Source organism: Sulfobacillus thermosulfidooxidans, from assembly GCF_001280565.1.
Classification (GTDB): domain Bacteria; phylum Bacillota; class Sulfobacillia; order Sulfobacillales; family Sulfobacillaceae; genus Sulfobacillus; species Sulfobacillus thermosulfidooxidans_A.
This window is the reverse complement of the sequence record NZ_LGRO01000001.1, coordinates 2,958,493-2,977,841: the sequence shown is the minus strand read 5'-3', so window position 1 is coordinate 2,977,841 and position 19,349 is coordinate 2,958,493. Positions and strand designations below refer to the sequence as shown.

18 protein-coding genes are annotated in these 19,349 nt (G+C 46.6%); 11 read left to right on the top strand and 7 right to left on the bottom strand.

The features are described 5' to 3' along the window. Positions 1-50: 50 nt before the first annotated feature. Genes AOA63_RS14470 through AOA63_RS14455 form a run of 4 tightly spaced genes read left to right on the top strand, consistent with a single transcriptional unit; the run spans position 51 to position 3,329 of the window. The gene (locus AOA63_RS14470; protein WP_053960370.1) at positions 51-926 is read left to right on the top strand and encodes a branched-chain amino acid ABC transporter permease; all 876 of its coding nucleotides are present in this window, start codon (positions 51-53) and stop codon (positions 924-926) included. Continuing rightward, positions 919-1,875 (top strand): branched-chain amino acid ABC transporter permease, encoded by a 957-nt coding sequence (locus AOA63_RS14465; protein WP_082343998.1) that lies wholly within the window; start codon positions 919-921, stop codon positions 1,873-1,875. The genes AOA63_RS14470 and AOA63_RS14465 overlap by 8 nt, the downstream gene beginning before the upstream one ends. Then, positions 1,865-2,578: an ABC transporter ATP-binding protein gene (locus tag AOA63_RS14460; protein WP_053960369.1), complete on the top strand. Its 714-nt coding sequence runs from the start codon at positions 1,865-1,867 to the stop codon at positions 2,576-2,578. Before AOA63_RS14465 ends, AOA63_RS14460 begins: the two co-directional genes overlap by 11 nt. A gap of 46 nt (positions 2,579-2,624) precedes the next feature. After that, positions 2,625-3,329, top strand: coding sequence for an ABC transporter ATP-binding protein (locus AOA63_RS14455; protein WP_053960368.1), 705 nt, complete (start codon positions 2,625-2,627; stop codon positions 3,327-3,329). Between the two features lie 157 nt (positions 3,330-3,486). Here AOA63_RS14455 and AOA63_RS14450 read toward each other — a convergent pair whose 3' ends face one another. From AOA63_RS14450 to AOA63_RS14425, 6 genes are all read right to left on the bottom strand, one after another. Then, positions 3,487-4,734, bottom strand: a complete 1,248-nt coding sequence (locus AOA63_RS14450) for an amidohydrolase family protein (protein ID WP_053960367.1) — start codon at positions 4,732-4,734, stop codon at positions 3,487-3,489. 194 nt (positions 4,735-4,928) lie between these two features. Then, positions 4,929-5,762 carry a 2Fe-2S iron-sulfur cluster-binding protein gene (locus AOA63_RS14445; RefSeq protein WP_053960366.1) on the bottom strand — a complete coding sequence of 278 codons (834 nt, stop codon included), beginning with the start codon at positions 5,760-5,762 and terminating at the stop codon, positions 4,929-4,931. A gap of 29 nt (positions 5,763-5,791) precedes the next feature. After that, a complete protein-coding gene (locus AOA63_RS14440) occupies positions 5,792-7,015 on the bottom strand; it encodes a complex I 51 kDa subunit family protein (protein ID WP_053960365.1) in 1,224 nt (407 codons plus the stop codon). Further along, on the bottom strand, positions 7,012-7,461 hold the full coding sequence (locus tag AOA63_RS14435; protein ID WP_053960364.1) for an NAD(P)H-dependent oxidoreductase subunit E: 450 nt from the start codon (positions 7,459-7,461) through the stop codon (positions 7,012-7,014). The genes AOA63_RS14440 and AOA63_RS14435 overlap by 4 nt, the downstream gene beginning before the upstream one ends. Before the next feature lie 17 nt (positions 7,462-7,478). Next, complete coding sequence (gene fdhF, locus AOA63_RS14430) at positions 7,479-9,437, bottom strand: formate dehydrogenase subunit alpha (protein ID WP_082343997.1); 1,959 nt, start codon at positions 9,435-9,437, stop codon at positions 7,479-7,481. 198 nt (positions 9,438-9,635) lie between these two features. Beyond that, positions 9,636-10,016, bottom strand: a complete 381-nt coding sequence (locus AOA63_RS14425) for a zinc ribbon domain-containing protein (RefSeq protein ID WP_082343996.1) — start codon at positions 10,014-10,016, stop codon at positions 9,636-9,638. Between the two features lie 214 nt (positions 10,017-10,230). On the opposite strand from AOA63_RS14425, the gene AOA63_RS14420 reads away from it, so the two are divergent. Then, positions 10,231-10,575 (top strand): rhodanese-like domain-containing protein, encoded by a 345-nt coding sequence (locus AOA63_RS14420; RefSeq protein ID WP_053960362.1) that lies wholly within the window; start codon positions 10,231-10,233, stop codon positions 10,573-10,575. Positions 10,576-10,678: 103 nt separating this feature from the next. Here AOA63_RS14420 and AOA63_RS14415 read toward each other — a convergent pair whose 3' ends face one another. Continuing rightward, on the bottom strand, positions 10,679-12,025 hold the full coding sequence (locus tag AOA63_RS14415) for a GH1 family beta-glucosidase (protein WP_053960361.1): 1,347 nt from the start codon (positions 12,023-12,025) through the stop codon (positions 10,679-10,681). 267 nt (positions 12,026-12,292) lie between these two features. On the opposite strand from AOA63_RS14415, the gene AOA63_RS14410 reads away from it, so the two are divergent. The 6 genes from AOA63_RS14410 to pdo all read left to right on the top strand — a co-directional run bounded on the left by AOA63_RS14410 (position 12,293) and on the right by pdo (position 19,255). Next, a complete protein-coding gene (locus tag AOA63_RS14410) occupies positions 12,293-13,126 on the top strand; it encodes a class I SAM-dependent methyltransferase (protein ID WP_053960360.1) in 834 nt (277 codons plus the stop codon). Between the two features lie 612 nt (positions 13,127-13,738). After that, the gene (locus AOA63_RS14405; protein WP_053960359.1) at positions 13,739-15,034 is read left to right on the top strand and encodes an MFS transporter; all 1,296 of its coding nucleotides are present in this window, start codon (positions 13,739-13,741) and stop codon (positions 15,032-15,034) included. A gap of 170 nt (positions 15,035-15,204) precedes the next feature. Beyond that, a complete protein-coding gene (locus AOA63_RS14400) occupies positions 15,205-15,996 on the top strand; it encodes a DeoR/GlpR family DNA-binding transcription regulator (RefSeq protein ID WP_053960358.1) in 792 nt (263 codons plus the stop codon). A gap of 106 nt (positions 15,997-16,102) precedes the next feature. Continuing rightward, the gene (locus AOA63_RS14395; protein WP_053960357.1) at positions 16,103-17,296 is read left to right on the top strand and encodes a four-carbon acid sugar kinase family protein; all 1,194 of its coding nucleotides are present in this window, start codon (positions 16,103-16,105) and stop codon (positions 17,294-17,296) included. Positions 17,297-17,298: 2 nt separating this feature from the next. Beyond that, positions 17,299-18,315: a 4-hydroxythreonine-4-phosphate dehydrogenase PdxA gene (gene pdxA, locus AOA63_RS14390; RefSeq protein WP_053960356.1), complete on the top strand. Its 1,017-nt coding sequence runs from the start codon at positions 17,299-17,301 to the stop codon at positions 18,313-18,315. A gap of 289 nt (positions 18,316-18,604) precedes the next feature. After that, the gene (gene pdo, locus AOA63_RS14385; protein WP_053960355.1) at positions 18,605-19,255 is read left to right on the top strand and encodes a protein disulfide oxidoreductase; all 651 of its coding nucleotides are present in this window, start codon (positions 18,605-18,607) and stop codon (positions 19,253-19,255) included. Positions 19,256-19,349: the final 94 nt, after the last annotated feature.

Here is a 19,349-nt window from a genome sequence, read left to right as displayed (position 1 = left end):
CGCAATATCTGCGCACTGGGGATTGCAGGAGCCCTCAGTAGGAGGATTTTATGTTCACTTACAGTCTCATTTCCGGAATCCTATTCGGCCTGTTTTTTGGATTTATGGCCTTAGGACTCAATTTGATCTTTGGCGTCATGCAAATGGTCAATTTAGCTCATGGCGATTTTGTGGTATTAGGGGGCTATTTGGCCGTGGTTCTTTATTCTTCACTGCATCTGAATCCGGTTGTGAGCTTAGTGGTTGCGCTGCTGTTGTTTTTTGTTGTAGGCCTTCTCTTGTTTTTCCCGCTTATCCCACGTCTATCAAATTCCCGGGATCCCGAAATGCTTTCATTAATTTTGTTTTTCGGCTTGTCCCAAGTCCTCGAAGCCTTAATGGTTATCGGCTTTGGCGACAATCCCCGGTCGCTGCCCTTGTCGATTTTCGGAAATGCCCCGTGGCATTTTCTCGGACAAAGTTACCAAATCGTTTGGGTTATTACCGCGGGTGTCAGTCTTTTGATGATTGCCCTCACTTATCTCTTTTTATACTACACGCGTACCGGGCAAGCCGTCCGCGCTGTCATGGGTAACCGTGACGAAGCCATGGCTAGCGGATTGCCCGTCAAACGGACATCGGCCATTATTTTCTCGTTAGGTCTAGCTCTCGCTGCGATGTCCGGGGTACTCAGCCCTTTTATGATAGGAAGTCTTGATCCTACCTCGGGACTCGGACTTACAACCATTGCCTTTGCCATTGTGGTTATCGGCTCCTTGGGCAATCCTTTGGGATCCGTTCTCGGCGGGCTTGTTTACGGCATCTCATTAATGTTGATGCAAACCTATTTATCATCATGGTCCGTTCTCGTCCCTTATCTACTCTTACTCATCATTGTGTTAGTGAAGCCCTCAGGCTTATTAGGTAAGGGGGTACGCCATGCTTAATTCGTTAGCTTCCCGTTCAAAACAAAACGCCTCCAAAAGACTTTTGGCAAACAGCCTTGTCCCTTTGCTAGTCTTGGCAGGATTTTCTTTATCCCCTTTGGTGTACGCAAACCATACCATTTTATTTCAAATGATGGCCTTTATGGCGCTCGCACAAGGGGTAAATTTACTTTATGGTTTCACAGGCTATTTACCTTTTGGATATGTTGGATTCTTTGGTATTGGGGCTTATGGCATGGCCATGAGTATTCAATTGTGGCATTTTCCCGGCCTCTTGGCCGTGCTGATGGGTGGCCTCTTATCGGTTATCATCGCGATTATCTTTTCACCGCTTTTACGTCTATCAGGAGCCTATTTCGCGATTAGTTCTTTAGCAGCTTCAGAAGTGCTGAGCAATGTCGTGTCCAATTCGCAGTTGACGCATCTCACCGGCGGCCCTTATGGGGAATCTCTGACACAGAGTTATCATCCTCTTACTTCGTATGTCGCCATGGTAGTAGTACTAGTATTAACAACTGTTCTGTTAATTGTGATACGTAATGCACCTTTTGGTCGCGCCCTCATGGCCATTCGCGAGGATCCAGTAAGCGCGGCTATGGCGGGAATCGCTGTAGTACGCTCGCGATCTGTGGTTTGGCTCCTTTCCGCCTTAATCGCCGGGCTCACCGGAGCGATATTCGGGTGGCATTTGTCCGTCTTTTACCCCAGCACGGTATTTGATTTGAATATTAGTATTTTGGCGATTGTCTTCACATTATTTGGGGGTTCTGGCACCGTAACCGGTCCTGTTTTGGGGTCTATTGTCCTTTATGGGCTCTATAACGCGATCGGAATTTCTGAACCGCAATATTTTCAATTGATCTATGGGCTGCTCATTATGGCGCTCGTTTTGTTCTTACCAGGCGGCGTCGTATCGTTAATTCAGCGGAGGGGAAATTATGTCCCATGAACCCTTAATGACCGTGACCAATATTATTAAGAAGTTTGGCGGTTTTCGTGCGTTAGATGGCATTAGCCTGGACGTGCAACCCGGAGAAATTCTGGGACTGGTCGGACCCAATGGTTCGGGAAAAACCACGCTGATCAATGTCATATCGGGGCTTTACTATCCGGATTACGGGTCCATTCTTTTTCAAGGGGTTGACATCGCGCGCGTTCCCATGCATAAACGCGCGGGTTTAGGCATTAATCGGACCTTTCAAATTCCCAAACCTTTTAAGTCCTTGACAGTGCAAGAAAATGTAAATTTAGCCTATCACTATAGTAAAAAGTCCGTCATGACTCCGGACGAGGCGCTCGAATTCGTCAATTTGATCGATTACCGGGATCATTTGGCATCCCAATTGAACAGCAGCCAGCAGAAATTATTAGATCTCGCCCGCGCATTGACGACGGGACCGAAATTGCTTCTAATCGATGAATTGGCAGCAGGACTTAATCATCAAGAACTCGAGACTGTCGCCAATCATTTAAAGAGTTTATCAAAGCAGGGCATCGCTTTGATTGTTGTTGAACATCACCTCGGATTTGTTAATCAATTAACGGAGCGCGTCATTGTCATGAATGCTGGCAAAGAAATTTTTCAAGGTTCATTAAGTCAAGCAGCTCAAGATCCCACGGTAGCTGCCGTCTATTTGGGAACGGGAACGTAAAAATTTTCTGCTCCGGTTATTTTTCTAAGAAAGGCGTCGATGCAAAATGGCCCTCTTACAGGTTTCAGCGCTTCATGCTGGGTATCATTCACTGAATGTGTTACACGACATTCATCTAGACGTGCAACCCGGACAACAAGTGGTTCTGTTAGGAGCCAACGGCGCAGGGAAAACCACACTATTAAAATGTCTTATTGGTCTTATTCCCACCTCATCCGGACACGTCACCTGGTCCGATCACGATATCACCCATTGGGCTCCCAGCGAACGGGTCAAAGCGGGACTCGCCTATCTTTCCGAGGTAGGGGTCATTGCCAGTTTAAGCGTGGAAGACAACTTAAATATCGGCGGCTACTATTTAAGCCGCCAAGAACGCCGCAAGCAACGGCAAAGACTCCTTGAACAACTACCGCTGTTATATGACAAACGTAAGGACCCAGCGGGGAGTCTCAGTGGTGGCCAAAGGAAAATTCTAGGCTTTGCCAAAGTCTTAATGGGCAAGCCGCGGCTTATATTGATGGATGAACCGTCTTCTGGGCTGGCTCCGGTCATGGTGAATGAAATGATTAACATGCTTAAAACCTACCGGTCTTCTGGCCCGGCGTTTCTCATTGCCGAACAAAACATTAAATTTTTAGAGGGAACCGATGATGTTTATGTTTTAGACAACGGGCAGATTCGTTTTCACGGCACTCCCGGGGATCTGGATGCCGATGCCCATGTGAAATCGGCGTACTTTGGGTTGAATTAACCTCGTCGTTACTATTTTTTCGGAATAACAAGACATCGCGCAATAAAGAGTCAGATCTCAGCTATCGGGATCTGACTCTTTATGCCGGATGGTGACGCGGCATCTCATGGCAGAACCTTATTAGCCATGACAGCCTCGGGATTGCTGATGCGAAGGGTTAATCAACAATGACCCTGCGGCGGCTAATCAAGCGTCCTTGTTTAAACACAGCCCGTGCTGCTGGCATGTCTGAGAACACTTGATGAGCTGAAGAGACAGGCAAAACCAGCAAATCGGCTAGGCGAGAGGGTACAAGAGGATTTTCATCACCCTTTAACCACAGGCGGGGAATATAAGAAATAGCCCGTAACACATCGATTTCATCTCTCGGCTGTAATTGCGCCGCATAAAGAGCCAAAGAAGCAACCTGTAACAGATCCCCATTACCCCAGGGATGAAACAGATCTTGCATATTATCAGAAGCCAAAGCCACATTGACCCCCATGTCTTTCCACACCCTCATGGGCGTTATGCCTCGCCAGGTTAAATATGGTGACTCGCGCCCTTGGAGATAGCAATTGGTTTGGGGCAAACTCACAATGTGAATTTCCGCTTCGCCCACAGCACGGGCAATGCGGCGTTGTATGGCCTGATCTTGGGTTCCTATGGCCAGAACATGGCTCGCCACGACAGATCCGGAAAATGATCGCCGCAAGACCTCATCGGTTAGCCATTCTAACGTCTTGACCTCAGGATCCAATGTTTCATCAATATGCAAATCCACTCCTAAGCCTAACCGGGTCGCTTGGTCTAAAATCCACTGGATATTCTTCACCGGATCGGGAGACAGCCAAGGAGCTCCCCCTAACGCCGACAAATTACCCCGCATCTCACATAAATGTTTTGACCAGGTCGCATCGATTTCACCGGGGCACATTAAGACGAATTGTACCTCAATTTTGTCTTTCATGGCCTCTTTGGCGGCCATCATCGCACTGAATATTCCACTGAGCCGAACCAAATCCGGATAATAGGAATCAATATGGGTTCTGACGAGGGTGGTTCCATAGGACACCATTTGTTTAAGAATGGACATCACGCGCTCATAAACACCGTCTGGTGTTTGGGGAGGCACTTGCCTAAATTCGCGAATGGCCGCTTGTACCGTGCCATCTGACGTCATAGAAGCTTGATAAGTTTTCGCCTTATCCAAATGCGTGTGAGCATCCACCAGCCCAGGAAGTACGAGCCCTTCTTCTCCATCCCATATTCCCTCGCCTTTGATATCTGAAGCCCATATCGAGGGCACATTTTCAGGCTTTTCATGGTAAGGCTCAATCTGGGTGATCTGCCCGTCATCATTCCACCGAATATTCACCAATTCTCGGGGATTATCCACTAAATGAACCCGATATAACACGGGCATGGGTTATTTCTCCTTGTCCTAAGCTTGCATACTAGGATCATGATAGACCACCATCCTTTAAAAGGATTGGTCTATTCACCAATTTTTCTCCTAGCTTTAAAGTAATGGACACGGTGCCTGCCCCGAAATCACAAAGCTTGATGCCACAACACATTGCAGCATCAAGCATTTTTCAAGCGATATATCCTTTTTAGTCAGTCTTCCTGCTGCACAAAATCATACCCGTAGCGTCCTTTAACACACAACATGCCGTGGGTCACGGGATGATCAAATGGTGATGTCACTTTGACGATATCATTACCTAAAACATGTAACTCCAAATCACATCCGACCCCACAGTACGTACAAATCGTTTCGGTCACATGGATTTGAGCTTCATCCCATTGTCCCTCTTGGCGCAGTTGCCATTCCTTCTTGCCCATCAGGGCACCCGTAGGACAAACCGCTACACAATTTCCACAAAAGACACAATCAGAATCCGTAAGCAGTCGGTCCGTACCCGGATCGATATGGGCATCGAGACCTCGACCTGCGACAGCAATGGCAAATGTGTTTTGGGCGTCACTTCCACAGGTGTTAACGCAGCGGTAGCATAAAATACATTTATCGAGGTCGCGGATATACAAATCATTGTCATCTTTGAGACCGACATGTTCTTGTTGGGCATCGTAGAAGCGGTGGATATCAGCTTGTGTTTGAACAATCAAATTTTGTACATCCGGAGCCAACCCAATATCCACCGCCGATGCTAATAATTCAGCAACGGTTTTGCGAGCATTTTTGACCCGTTCGGTATCGGTATGAATCTTCATCTGATCTTCGACAGGTCGTGAACAGGACGCCACAAGCGCCCGTGAACCCTCTACTTCCACCACACAGGCGCGGCAAGCATTGGCGGGCGTGAGATTAGGATGCCAGCACAAAGTCGGAATGGATATGCCAACCTGTTCACAGGCCGCACGGATGGTCGTGCCGGCTAAAACTTCTACAGGTTGTCCATCAATCACAATCGAAACGGTGTTTGCCATAAACGTTGATTCCTCCTTCCCCGTCTGAATTACAGGGTCTCGGCATGAATTAATTGGGGTCGGTCCAGTAGCGATAGTAATGCTATAGGAGCCGTCTGCCCTAATCCGCAAATCGAGGCATCCCGCATGGCCATGCCTAATGAACGGATATTTTGCGCCTCCTCGAAAATTTGCGGATGACGAACGAACTCTTTGATGCGCTGTGTGCCAATCCGGCATGGCACACATTGTCCGCAGGATTCGTCGGCAAAAAAACGTGCCAATCGTTCAACCACGCCAAGGAGATCGACGGTGTCATCAAAGACCATCATGGCCCCAGAGCCAATACTTGCTCCGTAACGGGCCAACGAAGGATAATCCAAAGTCGCTTCCGCAATTTCATCCGGAGTCAAAAATGTTCCAGCAGCTCCCCCAATCAACACAGCTCCCAACTTTTCGCTTCCACCTACACCACCACCGAGTTCTGACGCCAATAAAATATCAGACAAGGCCGTACCAAATGGCACTTCATAAACGCCAGGATGTTTGATATGCCCACTTAAAGCAACCAACTTGGTTCCGGGATTTTGTTGGGTCCCTACTTCACGAAACCAGTTCACATCATGACCCAACAACAAAGCAACATTCGCCAACGTCTCAACATTTTGAATCAGCGTGGGAGCGCCAAAGACACCATGCACCGTAGGAAATGGTGGTTTCACGCGCGGTTCTGGCCGTTTTCCCTCAATGCTGTTAAAAAGGGCGGTTTCTTCTCCCGCTACATAGGCTCCAGCACCGCGTCGAATCTCAATATCCACGCCGCTCTCTGGCCCGACCCATCCATGTTTTTGCAACAGGTCGACGGCCTCCGTTAACAGTTTTTCCTCTTGGCGATATTCGCCCCGAATATAGCAATAAGCGTGAGTGGCTCCGACGGTTTTAGCCGCCAAAATGAGTCCCACCAACGGTCCCAGAGGGTCTTGTTCAATCAGCACCCGATCTTTAAATGTTCCTAATTCACTTTCATCTGCATTCATGATGGCATATTTGATTGAACCCGGTGCCTCTTTCACACTGCGCCACTTGCGGCCGGTCGGAAATGCAGCTCCTCCTCTTCCCGTAATTCCACTGGCTTCTAGTTCGGCAATGACTTGGTCGACATCGGCTTTCAATATGCGCTCATAAGCCTTATCAAATCCACGCTCTCTCAGGCGTTCAATACTGACAGGGGGCGTCTTAGGATTATCCGGCAGTAACCTACGTACCGAGATCATGCTTGCCCTCCTTTCAGTTGAGACTGAATTTTTTCCACAGTGGCTTTTGTCATCACATGATCGCCCACCAAAGCTGCAGGCGCATGATCACACTGCCCTAAGCACAAGGTGGATGTGACCTTAACAGTGTGCGGGTCTACCCCTTCCGCCACCTTTTGGCTTAAGGCATCTGCCCCATATAACTGACAAATCACATCGTGACATATTTGTACCGGTACACGAGCCGGCTGCTCCCAGGAAAACAGTGCATAAAAGGATGCAACCCCATAGACTTCTGCATAGGGAATTGACATCTGGCGAGATAGTTCGCCAATGATGTCAGGATTTAAATAATGAAAATGCTCATAAACGCGCCATAAAGCCGGTAATAGCTGGTCACGTGTTTTGGGGATAGACTCCAAAAGCTGCTCAATCTTGATTGCCACAGATAATTCTTGGTCTCTCATAACCTGCCACCTCGATTTTATCTATCCTGAATTTGTGCAGGCACCACGGCATGGATCTGATGACCCGACTCTTCAACCCTATCCACGGGTTCGACGCGCACCGCACAGGCTTTAAATTCCGCGGTACCGGAAACCGGATCGGTCGCATCAATGGTTAACTGATTGGTGTCGACAATATCGGGAAAATGAAATGTCATAAAGACCGTTCCGGGCTGTACCGTCTCGCTAATCTGAATAGGCACGTGAACTTGTCCTCGTCTGGATGTCACGCGCACCATCTCGTTATCGGTTAACCCAAGTCGGTTCGCATCATCTGGATGAATTTCCATCCATTCTCCACGGTGGGGATGGGGGTAAATTTCTGATTGCACGCCAGTATTGAAGAATCCTAGACGCCTGCCTGTGGTCAGTAAAAAGGGGTAATCCTCCGTGGGGAGTTCCACAGGAGGTTGCCAGTCTACGGGAGTAAATGGCGCCGGATTTCCGACGTTCTCTTCCCATAAACGGGTGTGTAATGTGCGGGTCCCAGGATGATTTTCGTCGGGACAGGGCCACTGAATTCCTTTCTCCTTGGTGAGGCGCGCATAGGTCATACCATGAAAATTCGGGGCCAGTTGACGCATCTCATCGAACACTTGCTCAGCGGTCATCTCGGCCCAGGAATAGCCCATAGCATTAGCTAAATGGGTCACAATCCATAGATCATCTTGAGCATCACCAGGTGCCTTTCGTGCGGCACGCACGCGCTGCACCCGCCGTTCACTATTCGTATAAGTGCCATCGCTTTCGGCAAATGAGGCCTTGGCTGGCAGCACCACATCCGCCATTTGTGCTGTCGCCGTTAAAAAGATGTCCTGAACCACCAGCATGTCTAACTGCTGCAGTAACTGACGGACATGATGGCCATTGGCATCCGAATCGACAGGATTCTCGCCAATAACGTAGAGCCCTTTCAGTTCTCCTTGTTCCATCGCTTCAAACATCTGCGTTTGATTAAATCCCGGAGTGCCAGAAATTTTTACTCCCCAGGCGCTTTCAAACCGTGCGCGCACAGCATCTTGACGAATGTCTTGAAATCCGGGTAAACGGTCCGGTAAGGCGCCCATATCTCCGCCGCCCTGGACATTATTTTGCCCGCGCAAGGGATTCAAACCGCATCCTTCTCGCCCCACATGGCCTGTCAGCAAAGCCAGATTGATCAAAGCAAACACATTATCTACGGCATTATGATGTTCGGTAATTCCTAAAGTCCAACCGATCATTGCGCGATGAGCTTTAGCATAGTCTTTAGCAACACGTTCAATCTCGTCAGCAGCAATACCGGTAATGAGTGAGGCCCTCTCTGGGGTCCATGAAGCCACGCTAGCAGCGAATTCCTCAAATCCTGTGGTCGCCCGTTTGACAAAATCTTGATCCCATAAACCATCGCGGATAATGACATGGGCCATCGCATTGAGCAAGGCAATATCGGATCCAATCGCAATAGCCAAATGCGTATGGGCTTTTTGAGCCGTTAAGGTCCGTCTGGGATCGACCACGACCAATGTCGCACCATTATGAACCCCTTTCATAATATGGTGAAAAATAATCGGATGAGCTTCCGCCGCATTTGACCCCACCAACATAATAAAATCGGTATGATGAAATTCATCATACGAATTCGTTCCCGCACCACTGCCAAAGACTGTCGCGAGACCCGCGACGGAGGGAGCATGTCACGTGCGGTTACACGAGTCTACATTATTCGTACCAAAGACCACACGAGAAAATTTTGAGGCTAAGTAGTTTAATTCATTCGTAGATTTCGAACAACTAAACACCCCCAGACCTTTTGATCCATATTGCGATTTAATCTGTTGGAATCCTTTCGCTGCCACATTCAAAGCCTCTTCCCATGTTGTGGGTTCAAGATGTCCGTTTACACGAATCAAAGGCGTGGTCAGTCTCGTCAATATTTGCCGTGAAACAGTTGCCATTTCTATCACCTTCCTTAGTCTCCCATAACAGCCTAAGAGCCCATTATTTGAGAAGTGTCATGACACTTGCTTTTAATAATGTAATGTCCTACGAAATACCTACGAACATCATACCATTCACATAACACTCGGTATTTTCAAAATTTTTTCTTGGCGCCCATATAAATCGTCTTAAATGTCTACAGTTCATCACAAACCTTAGGTAAGAGGATTGCCACAACTCGGGCAAAAACGAGCGGATTGACTGATTGCTGCACCGCAGGCAGGACACGTGGTTTTGTTCTCGACTGATAATGCATCTTCTAATGATTTTTGGGATTGCTTCAGGGTTTCTTCACACTGCGCAATGGTCATGAGAAGGGGTGCAACTGTTTCGCTTTGTCGACTCACACTTCCCGTTTTCACTAAAAGTTCATGACAAGCCCTGCCTAAGTGTTGATAGGCTTCCGCCAACCTATTTTGATCGGACTTTACTTGGGCTCGCAATTTGGTCAACGTAAGTTGATAGTCGACTTCTTGCGCTGCATTGTTAACCGCTGATAATGCTTTGTCTTTCAGGCTCTTCCAGTCGGGCATCATCGACAACCCCTCTCATCAATTGTTAGGACTCAGCGCATATTATTGGTACTATTGTTGATCATGATCTCGAAAAAGGCGAGAGACAATGGGGGGGATTTTTCTGAAAATATTCCCGCCTTCAGTGACCTGCCGTCAACAGGAATAAAAATAAAGTTGAAAATCTCAATGAACCATGTATGGATAGACCAGACTCAACGGAAAGGATATCAAAGTCGTGAATCTGTTGAACCTATTTCGCCATCCCAAGAACCTCGCCGATTTAACTCCTGATGAGCTCGAAGTGCGTTTAAATGATCCGGACACCATCATTATTGATGTGCGCACTCCCCGTGAATTTCAATCAGGGCATATTAAAGGCGCTATCCCTATTCCCCTAGGACATGAAAGCATTATCGCCAGCCGGTGGCCGCAAGATGCTCCTTTGATTTTCATCTGCAAAACAGGGCACAGAAGTCAAGCGGCTGCAGCGACGGCCTTTAAACTGGGTTACACAAATATTTCTCATCTTCAAGGCAGTATGGATCGTTGGAAACGTGAGGGTAAGCCCGTCACTAAATAAGCGCCACAATGTTTGTCATAGCCTCGATTCTTTTTCGGAACAGATGAGTTAAACCATACGCATCAATGCACTACTCATAAACAAACCATGATACACATCCGGCTTAACGATGATGATATTCTTGGAAATCGCGAAGAAACCGGCTATAGGCCAAACCGCTATCCTTGACGATGCGTTGTTGCGTCGGATAATCAACATAGACAATACCAAAGCGTTTGGAATAACCTAAAGCCCATTCGAAATTATCCAAAAATGACCACAAATAATAGCCTTCAACTGGCACACCTTGGTCAAGACTAGCCGCTAGAGCATTCCAGTGCATCTCTAAATAGTGTTGACGCGAGGTATCATGAACCTGTCCATCTTGAACCACATCATCATAAGCGGCGCCATTCTCCGTGATGACAATGGGAATGGGTCCATAATCGTGATGGATTCGGGTAAGAAGATCCGTTAAACCTTTTGCGTCCACCGGCCAGCCCATCGCGGTAATCGGCTCTTCAGGTAATATTACTAACGAGGTATGAGAGATTTCTTCCGTATTCCAGCGAACGCGGTGGGGAGCATAGTAATTCACACCCAAAAAGTCTAAAGGCTGCCGAATGAGGTTAAGATCACCCTCCACAATAAATTTGTCGTCTGGCGGTAAGATTTCATCAAGTTCTTGAGGATACGTCCCTTTAAAAACAGGGTCTAAAAACCAGGTATTATGAAATGCATCATGCAGTCGTTGCGCTCTAAGGTCCTCCTCTTGAGAAGAAGCGGGGTAAACGGGATGAAGATTTAACGTAATACCAATACGCCCTTTGCCCATGCCGCGGTAAGCTTCGACGGCCAATCCATGAGAAAGCAACAAATGATGGGCAACTTTACGAGCTACATGTGCTTGCTTGAGACCTGGGGCATGCCGCCCTTGAACATGCCCTGCGACAGTCGTCACCCACGGTTCATTATGGGTAATCCAAGCGTGAACCCGGTCGCCTAATTTATCAAATACTGCCTCGGCATAATCCCTAAAATAAAAGGCCGTATCTCGGTTCATCCATCCTCCTTTATCTTGAAGGCCTTGAGGTAAATCCCAATGATATAACGTTACTAAGGGCTCAATATTTTCCTGCAATAACTGGTCAATCAATTGATCATAAAAGTCTAGACCCCGACTATTTTTCTGGCCATATCCCATAGGAAAAACGCGGGGCCAACTGATTGAAAACCGGTAATGCGCGATGCCTAATTGGCTCATCAAATGGATATCCTCGGGCATACGGTGATAATGGTCGCAAGCAATATCGCCGGTATCTCCATGAAGAATTTTACCTGGCGTATGGGAAAATATATCCCAAATAGAGGCTCCTCGTCCGTCTTCAGTCACAGCCCCCTCAATTTGATAAGCGGCGGTGGCGACCCCCCAAACAAAGTTTGCCGGAAAGCGTTTCACTAATGATGTCATGATTCTTAACCTCTCTACATATTGCTATATTTTCCCCGGAGGCTAACGCCCAATTGGTTATATAATGCCATAATCCAGTCATCCAAATATCACAAGCGCTGTCTCATTTGGGGATTTTAAACGAAGAACTAGATATTGATCATCAACGTCTCATATCACGCTCAAGATTGCTACGAACATTCGTCATTTCATACATATTATCCGGCTACCATCGCTATTGTCTGAAATTTTTTGGTAACATGAAAAAAATTAGGGGGTTGTGGTATTATGTCCTATCATTTTTCAGATCCTGAATTTCTTCGAGAGGCGTATGGTACCGAAGAAGGTCTCATGATTCGTATTGAGGCTCAACAGCGATATAATCTTCAGCCGCGCAATATTTTTGACTCGATGACGGAACATGCCATAACCCTAGTTCAACCGCAAAGCATACTAGATATTGGCGCCGGAACCGGGGCATGGTACCCATGGATTAGGAAATATGCCGGTACTTCCTGCCTTTATGAAGCTATCGATCAAGCCCCGGGTATGGTAAAGCATCTTGAAACAAAACTGAAAAATGACCCACTTAGTAAAGTTTACATCGCCGACGTGGCCACTCTTTCTTATGCCCCCGAATCTTTTGATTGGATCGGAATGCATTTCATGTTATACCATGTTCCCAATATCGGCAGCGCCTTAGAAACAGCATGGAATCTCTTACGTCCTGGCGGTCTACTATTAACCGCCACGAATGGCGCCAACAGTTATTCTGAAATGATTCATTATCATGAAAGTGCGGTAAAGACATTATTGCTACCCTATTGGCCTGATAGCCGTGGTGATCGGTTTTCTCTACAAAATGGGGCGGATTTTTTCCCGCTCTCCCCCAAGAAAGTTGAATTGATGGGCGGACTTCGTTTTCCGACTTTGGCGCCGTATTTAGCGTATTATGGCTCAGGATTTTGTTGGAGTGGTATCCCCATTGAATATCATCGTCCCGAAATACGTAGCCAATTGCTTGAGATTATGGCTGAATTAGTGCGACCTCATTTTCAAAATGAAGGATATCTCAAATTGTCACAAACCAGCGGATATTTTTGGATACAAAAACATTCATAGACTAACTAGAAAACACAAATGACAGCCTAATCTCATCGTCATCATTAAAGAGCTTCAAAAAACATCATCCAGCATCGTGCCATCATATAGGAGTATTCAATCTTAATCTATAAAGTCACCTCGGTTTTAGCCTTCATAACTCCTTGCTAAAAAAGCGGCAAAGATATTATCCCTGCGTCGATATCAATATCGAAAAATGTTAGAAACCACAACCTCGAGAAAATTTCCAACTTCAAGAAAACAAAGGCCAACATATGATTATTAATCACAGCATTCCAAATTAGTTAAGATTAGAGTGATTTCCCTACATTTTTCAATTAAATCATCCTCGCCCAAAACTTTTTACGATGCCTACACCTCCTTTGATTGTCAATCAGCACTTGTTACACGATAAAGATTTAATAGTCGATTCGAAACAACACTCTTCTCATTTTTCGGATTATTTTCTTTTTAATAGAATATATTTTATTGACTCACATTGATTGTTTCAATTATGATGATGATTGAAACAATCACCAAATTTTTCTTGACTCGACCCATGATGATTCATTCGTTATTGTTTTATGAATTCTTCCAACAGATAGAAAGAGTCTTTAATTAAGGAGGGATATCATGACCAACACGGCTAATGTGACATCATCATCCGGACGCACTCGATGGCGCCGCATTATTCCTGTCGCATTTTTAATGTATACCATCGCCTATATGGACCGGATCAATGTCGGATTTGGTTTTGACGGGATGGAAAAAGGTCTTCATATCTCCGCATCTACCGCAGGACTTGCAGGAGGTATTTTCTTTTTCGGTTATCTCTTTTTGCAGATTCCAGGGGGCTATATCGCTTCAAAATTTAGTGCCAAAAAGTTTGTTTTTGCCTCTTTATTAGTGTGGGGTGTTTTCGCTGTGCTAACGGGTCTCGTTCAAAACAAGACCGAACTGCTTATCGTGCGCTTTTTATTAGGCGTCGCAGAAGGCGGAGTATGGCCTGCAACGCTTGTTCTTCTTTCGCATTGGTTTCCTCAAGATGAAAGAGCTCGAGCCAATATGTACTGGATGTTCTGTTTACCCGCTGCTGCGATTATTATGGCACCGTTATCCGGTCTCATTGTGCAACATCTATCATGGCGTTATCTTTTTGTTTTAGAAGGCATTCCTCCTTTTATCTGGGCTATCGTATGGTGGATCTTTATTGACGACTCTCCTGAAACCGCATCATTTATCAGTCCCGAAGAGCGTGCATACCTCCAAAAGAAATTTCAAGAAGATCGGGCTGCCGCTCAAGATATTTCCCCCAGTTGGAAGAAAGCTTTTAGCAATCCCAAAGTCTGGTTATTAGTGGGAATTTATTTCTTGGTTCAAGTCGGCTTTTATGGGTTTGCTTTATGGCTACCCACCGTCATTAAAAATTTAACCAAGACAGGATTTACCGAAACGGGCCTCGTCACGGCTTTACCTTATTTAGCCGCATTGATTGTGATGTGGATTAATGCCAATCATTCGGATAAAACAGGTGAACGTAAAGCTCATGTTGCCTTACCGCTCATTTTTGGCGGGTTGGCGTTGTTAGGTTCGACGTTGACCACCCAAAATATTTTCATTTCATTAATCTTTTTGATTCTGACTGAAGCGTTTATGTTGCCGTATATTGGTGTTTTTTGGACCCTACCTCCCTTATTAGTCACAGCCGAAGGTCTTGGGCCCACAATGGGGCTTATTAACGGGATTGGCAATCTCGGAGGGTTTTTTGGGCCTTTTATCGTAGGTGCATTAATCACAGCCACCCATTCCACGTTTGCAGGACTTGTCACGTTAACCGGTGTGTTAATTGTGGCCGGACTTTTGGTCTTTTCGTTACCCGTTCATGCCCCCCGTGTAGGTAAAGTCACAACAAAACCTGTTCTCCATTAAGATGTCAGGTGATTGCCTTAACTTTTAGGGCAATCACCTGTTTTGCCGTCACTCTTGTGAAATTTTTATCGAAGCGCACGCAAGCTATCCAGCTATCCAGCTATCCAAAGGATAGAATCATGCATAAACAATCAAGAGCTAATAAGTCGAGAACGAGTGAGGGAAAAGCGATGAATCAAGAGCTGAGGCGCGCACGCATTGTGGACATCATCATGAAAAATTCGGCAGTCAAAGTTGAGGACCTGGCGCAAGAATTACATGCTTCCCTCGCCACCATTCGCCGCGATTTGACCTATCTAGAAAAGCAAGGGCAGATTCTGCGCACTTTTGGAGGAGCCGTTTCAGCCCCTTCCTCCACTGAATTGAGTTTGCAAAAACGTGCGTTAACCCATCTCGAGGCCAAAGAGCACATTGCCCAAGCAGCCCTCCCGTTATTGTTAGCATCACAAACCGTCATATTAGATGCCGGAACAACCACAGGACGCTTAGCTCGCTTAATTCCCAGCGATGTTTCTCTGACGGTGATCACTAATGGTCTCAATATTCTCATGGATTTAGCCTATCAAGACCAAATTGATTTAATCGCGTTAGGGGGGAGTTTACGCCATCTTAATCAAGCTTTTATTGGTGATAGCGCCATTATGCAGCTTCAAACCTATCACGTGGATGCCTGCTTTTTGGGGGCCTTTGGACTTGATCCCGGGGTAGGTCTCACCTCACCTACAGCACCCCAAGCGTTTCTAAAACGAAAAATGGCGGAGGCAGCTAACAAAGTTTATATTCTCGCAGACAGTAGCAAATTTTCGGTGAGTTTTTCGCATGTTACTCCTTTGCCCCATGGCGTAACCGTGATTACGGAAAAAACCGTCGATAGCACTATCGCCAAAAAATTTCATGATAGGCACTGGAATATTGTCTCAGCCGATGAATTATTAGATGCACATCACGAAGGGTCTGCGTAAACCGATTGATAGCCTATCCTTATGCTTAGGCGCAAACGTTTAAACCGGGGCAAGAACAACATAAGGACAGAACAACAGTAAGCATAGAGAAAGAAGGAATCGAGAAATGGCAGCCATCGCCGTCTTTGCCGATGATTTAACTGGAGCTAATGCTTCGGCCGGTGCGCTTGCTGAGGGTCTCGGCAGACCTATTCGAGTTTATCATGATTTACCACCCCGCCCCCACGGTCCTGTCGTGTTAAATACCCAAAGCCGGGAAGATCCTTCACGGAGTGTGCTAGTATCAAAATGGACTCGGAAATTGTGGCAACACGGTTATCGTCATTTTGATAAACGCATTGACACCACACTACGCGGGCCATGTTCTTTAGAATTGGAACTCCTCATAAAGGCCCTTCCCGAACGTCCCTGGTTGGCGGTTATTGCAGCGTATCCTGGGGCCGGGCGCACCACAAGGCAAGGTCGCCAATATCTTTATGGCCGTCCCTTAACGGAGACTCTACCGGAACTAACAACCGACGTTTTAGTGGACTACCTTTTTGATGGAGACCAAAGTGTGCATATTGTAACACAGCAAGAACGAGAGATAGCGAATACTACATGGGTTAAGGAGCTTGTTAAAACCTATTCCACCGTCATTTTTGATGCCGCTTCGGAAGGCGACCTCTGTCACATTGGCGCTATTCTTGACCAAATTCGCGGTTATCTTTCTGCGCCTCTTGTGACTGTTAGCAGTGGAAGCATTTTGCCCTATTATATGACGAGCCCGCCAACAACCACCGCGATCATCATGGGAAGTCCCACACCCACCAACATTCGTCAAGTCAACTATATCCAAAATCATCATGTTCATTCCGTTCAGTGTATTTCTTTAGAAAACTCGACGGATTATCACCGGCCACAAAGCTCCATTGTTGTCCTACACTCGGGTCTTGAACCCTTAAAGGAGATGCAGCGCCAACCCATCAGTCAATATTTAGCCGAACGAGCCCTGACCCATCTCAGCGCGTTACAAGATAGCGGATGGATTCCTGAACGCTTGATTGTTACCGGCGGAGAAATGGCGCAAGCGTTTCTGATTAAATCCCAAGCACTTCATGTGAATAACTACAGGCTTGTCGCTCCCTTGGTCTCCCACGGCATCATCGAGGGTGGGATATTCGATCACTGCGAACTCATCACCAAAGGTGGACTGGTAGGAGAAGACAACCTCTTATACCTATTATCCTTAAGTCCCAAATTAGTGGCACACAAATATCCAATAAGAAAAATGAGGAAAAAAAACAAAAGGAGAGTTTAATCATGAATCAATTGACAATGCGCCCCATACGGGTAGGCATCACGATGGGCGATCCAGCAGGAATCGGTCCCGAAATTATTACCAAAGCCTTAACCGACCATTCTCATTATGAAGGGATGATTCCTGTGATTTATGGGGATCCCCTGGTTTTTAAAGAAACCTTAGCCCGGACAAAAACTTCGTTGCAATTACGCGTCATCAAAGACCCTCTTTCCGCTCAAGGACTGCACGGGACATTAGAGATTGTGCCGACCACACAGGTGAATTCCACGCCTGAATTAGGCCAAGTGAATCCCAAAGCGGGAGAGATGGCGGTTCAAGCCATTGGCGCCGCTATTCACGCGGCATTACGCGGAGAGATTGATGCAATCAATACCGCACCCATCAACAAAGAAGCGGTACGCACGGCAGGTTACCATTATCCTGGCCACACTGAAATGCTGGCTGAACTATTTTCTGCCTCCCATGTGATAACCATGTTTGTGGTAGGGAATCTTCGCGTATTTTTTTTAACCCGGCATCATCCTCTAAAAGATGCCATTGAGCTTTTAACAGTGGACCGGGTATATGAGGGAATTCGCCAAAGCATCCAATACCTAGTGGAACTCGGATTTGCTCATCCCATTTTAGCCGTTGCTGCGTTAAATCCTCATGCAGGAGAAAACGGGTTAATTGGGTCAGAAGAACAAGAGATCCTCATTCCCGCTATTAAAAAAGCACAACATGACGGTCTTTCGGTGGAGGGTCCCATCCCCGCCGACGCGGTCTTTTATCAAGCCCGCATGGGCCGGTATCATGGGGTCTTATCCCTTTACCATGACCAAGGTCATATTGCCACCAAAACCTTAGATTTTAACGGCACCGTTAGTGTAACATTAGGTTTGCCTGTGATACGAACGTCAGTGGACCACGGTACGGCTTTTGATATTGCGGGACAGGGCATTGCAGATGCTCATGGACAATCCGAAGCGCTCCGGGTCGCCAAGGAATTAACCTTGCTCAAACTCTCTCGTATTTAATCTTCTAAACAGCAGGCCAAAAGACCGTTTTAAGTTCCGTCGAAACGGTCTTTTTTTCATTCATAACCCAGTATGCCTTCCCATGGTTCCATCCACCTACTTTCGTCAAATTCCCACCAGACATCTTTTCACCCTATTTTAATCATCCTTTCTGACTGTAAGACATCGCGTATTCCACGATGTGCTAGCTTAGGCCTAATGATGCATTGACTCTTTGAGCTCAGGTGTTACCGTAACAGCATCGGGCTTATCATGACCTTGACCGAAATCTTCTCAGTGGGTGACAGATATGGCATATTTAGATGAAAAACTTCAACAACAAGTTTCTGAATTTCTTCAAGACCTCCAAGATCCCGTCCAACTTTTCATTTATCCTGGCCCCCAAGCCGAGTATTTTCAGGTGTTTTGGGATATTTCTCAAGAAGTCGCCCAGCTGACCCCTCTGTTCTCGGTGACTACATTGGAAAGTGCTCCGGAACTAGAACCCGGACATGAGACGGGGCAAAGTATCACGGGTCCTATTGGCATATTGGCCAATAAAGATCATCAGCAAACGGGCATTCGCTATGTCGGAATTCCTAGTGGTCTAGAATTTGGCACGTTTTTAGAAGATATCAAGGCACTTTCCACTCATCATGTGACGCTGAGCGAAAAGGCTCAAGAAACGTTAAAACAACTAGGGCAACCTGTCCATATTCAGGTTTTTACGACGCCGACATGCCGGTGGTGCCCCAGAGCGGTCCGCCTGGCCCATGACATGGCGCTCGTTCAACCGCAAATTACCGCCGACCTCATCGATTCCGGAACCTTCAACGAGCTTGCAGCCCGGTATGACGTCTCTAGTGTGCCGAAATCCATTTTCAATGGTCATGTAGAAATTTTGGGAGCCGTTCCCGAAAATGACTATCTTAAAGGCCTATTGAATGCCGCGTTGCACTAAGGCAATTTCCCAATCTGAAGGATTGCTTTTTGATAGGGTCATCTTAAACGAGGTGACCCTCATTTATTGTTTGAAAATGTGACCTTTTGACGCG

Bases quoted from the DNA above. Each gene is read 5' to 3' on its own strand.
- AOA63_RS14470 (WP_053960370.1), top strand. From the start codon at position 51: ATGTTCACTTACAGTCTCATTTCCGGAATCCTATTCGGCCTGTTTTTT.
- AOA63_RS14465 (WP_082343998.1), top strand. From the start codon at position 919: ATGCTTAATTCGTTAGCTTCCCGTTCAAAACAAAACGCCTCCAAAAGA.
- AOA63_RS14460 (WP_053960369.1), top strand. From the start codon at position 1,865: ATGTCCCATGAACCCTTAATGACCGTGACCAATATTATTAAGAAGTTT.
- AOA63_RS14455 (WP_053960368.1), top strand. From the start codon at position 2,625: ATGGCCCTCTTACAGGTTTCAGCGCTTCATGCTGGGTATCATTCACTG.
- AOA63_RS14450 (WP_053960367.1), bottom strand. From the start codon at position 4,734: ATGCCCGTGTTATATCGGGTTCATTTAGTGGATAATCCCCGAGAATTG.
- AOA63_RS14445 (WP_053960366.1), bottom strand. From the start codon at position 5,762: ATGGCAAACACCGTTTCGATTGTGATTGATGGACAACCTGTAGAAGTT.
- AOA63_RS14440 (WP_053960365.1), bottom strand. From the start codon at position 7,015: ATGATCTCGGTACGTAGGTTACTGCCGGATAATCCTAAGACGCCCCCT.
- AOA63_RS14435 (WP_053960364.1), bottom strand. From the start codon at position 7,461: ATGAGAGACCAAGAATTATCTGTGGCAATCAAGATTGAGCAGCTTTTG.
- AOA63_RS14425 (WP_082343996.1), bottom strand. From the start codon at position 10,016: ATGATGCCCGACTGGAAGAGCCTGAAAGACAAAGCATTATCAGCGGTT.
- AOA63_RS14415 (WP_053960361.1), bottom strand. From the start codon at position 12,025: ATGACATCATTAGTGAAACGCTTTCCGGCAAACTTTGTTTGGGGGGTC.
- AOA63_RS14410 (WP_053960360.1), top strand. From the start codon at position 12,293: ATGTCCTATCATTTTTCAGATCCTGAATTTCTTCGAGAGGCGTATGGT.
- AOA63_RS14405 (WP_053960359.1), top strand. From the start codon at position 13,739: ATGACCAACACGGCTAATGTGACATCATCATCCGGACGCACTCGATGG.
- AOA63_RS14400 (WP_053960358.1), top strand. From the start codon at position 15,205: ATGAATCAAGAGCTGAGGCGCGCACGCATTGTGGACATCATCATGAAA.
- AOA63_RS14395 (WP_053960357.1), top strand. From the start codon at position 16,103: ATGGCAGCCATCGCCGTCTTTGCCGATGATTTAACTGGAGCTAATGCT.
- pdxA (WP_053960356.1), top strand. From the start codon at position 17,299: ATGAATCAATTGACAATGCGCCCCATACGGGTAGGCATCACGATGGGC.
- pdo (WP_053960355.1), top strand. From the start codon at position 18,605: ATGGCATATTTAGATGAAAAACTTCAACAACAAGTTTCTGAATTTCTT.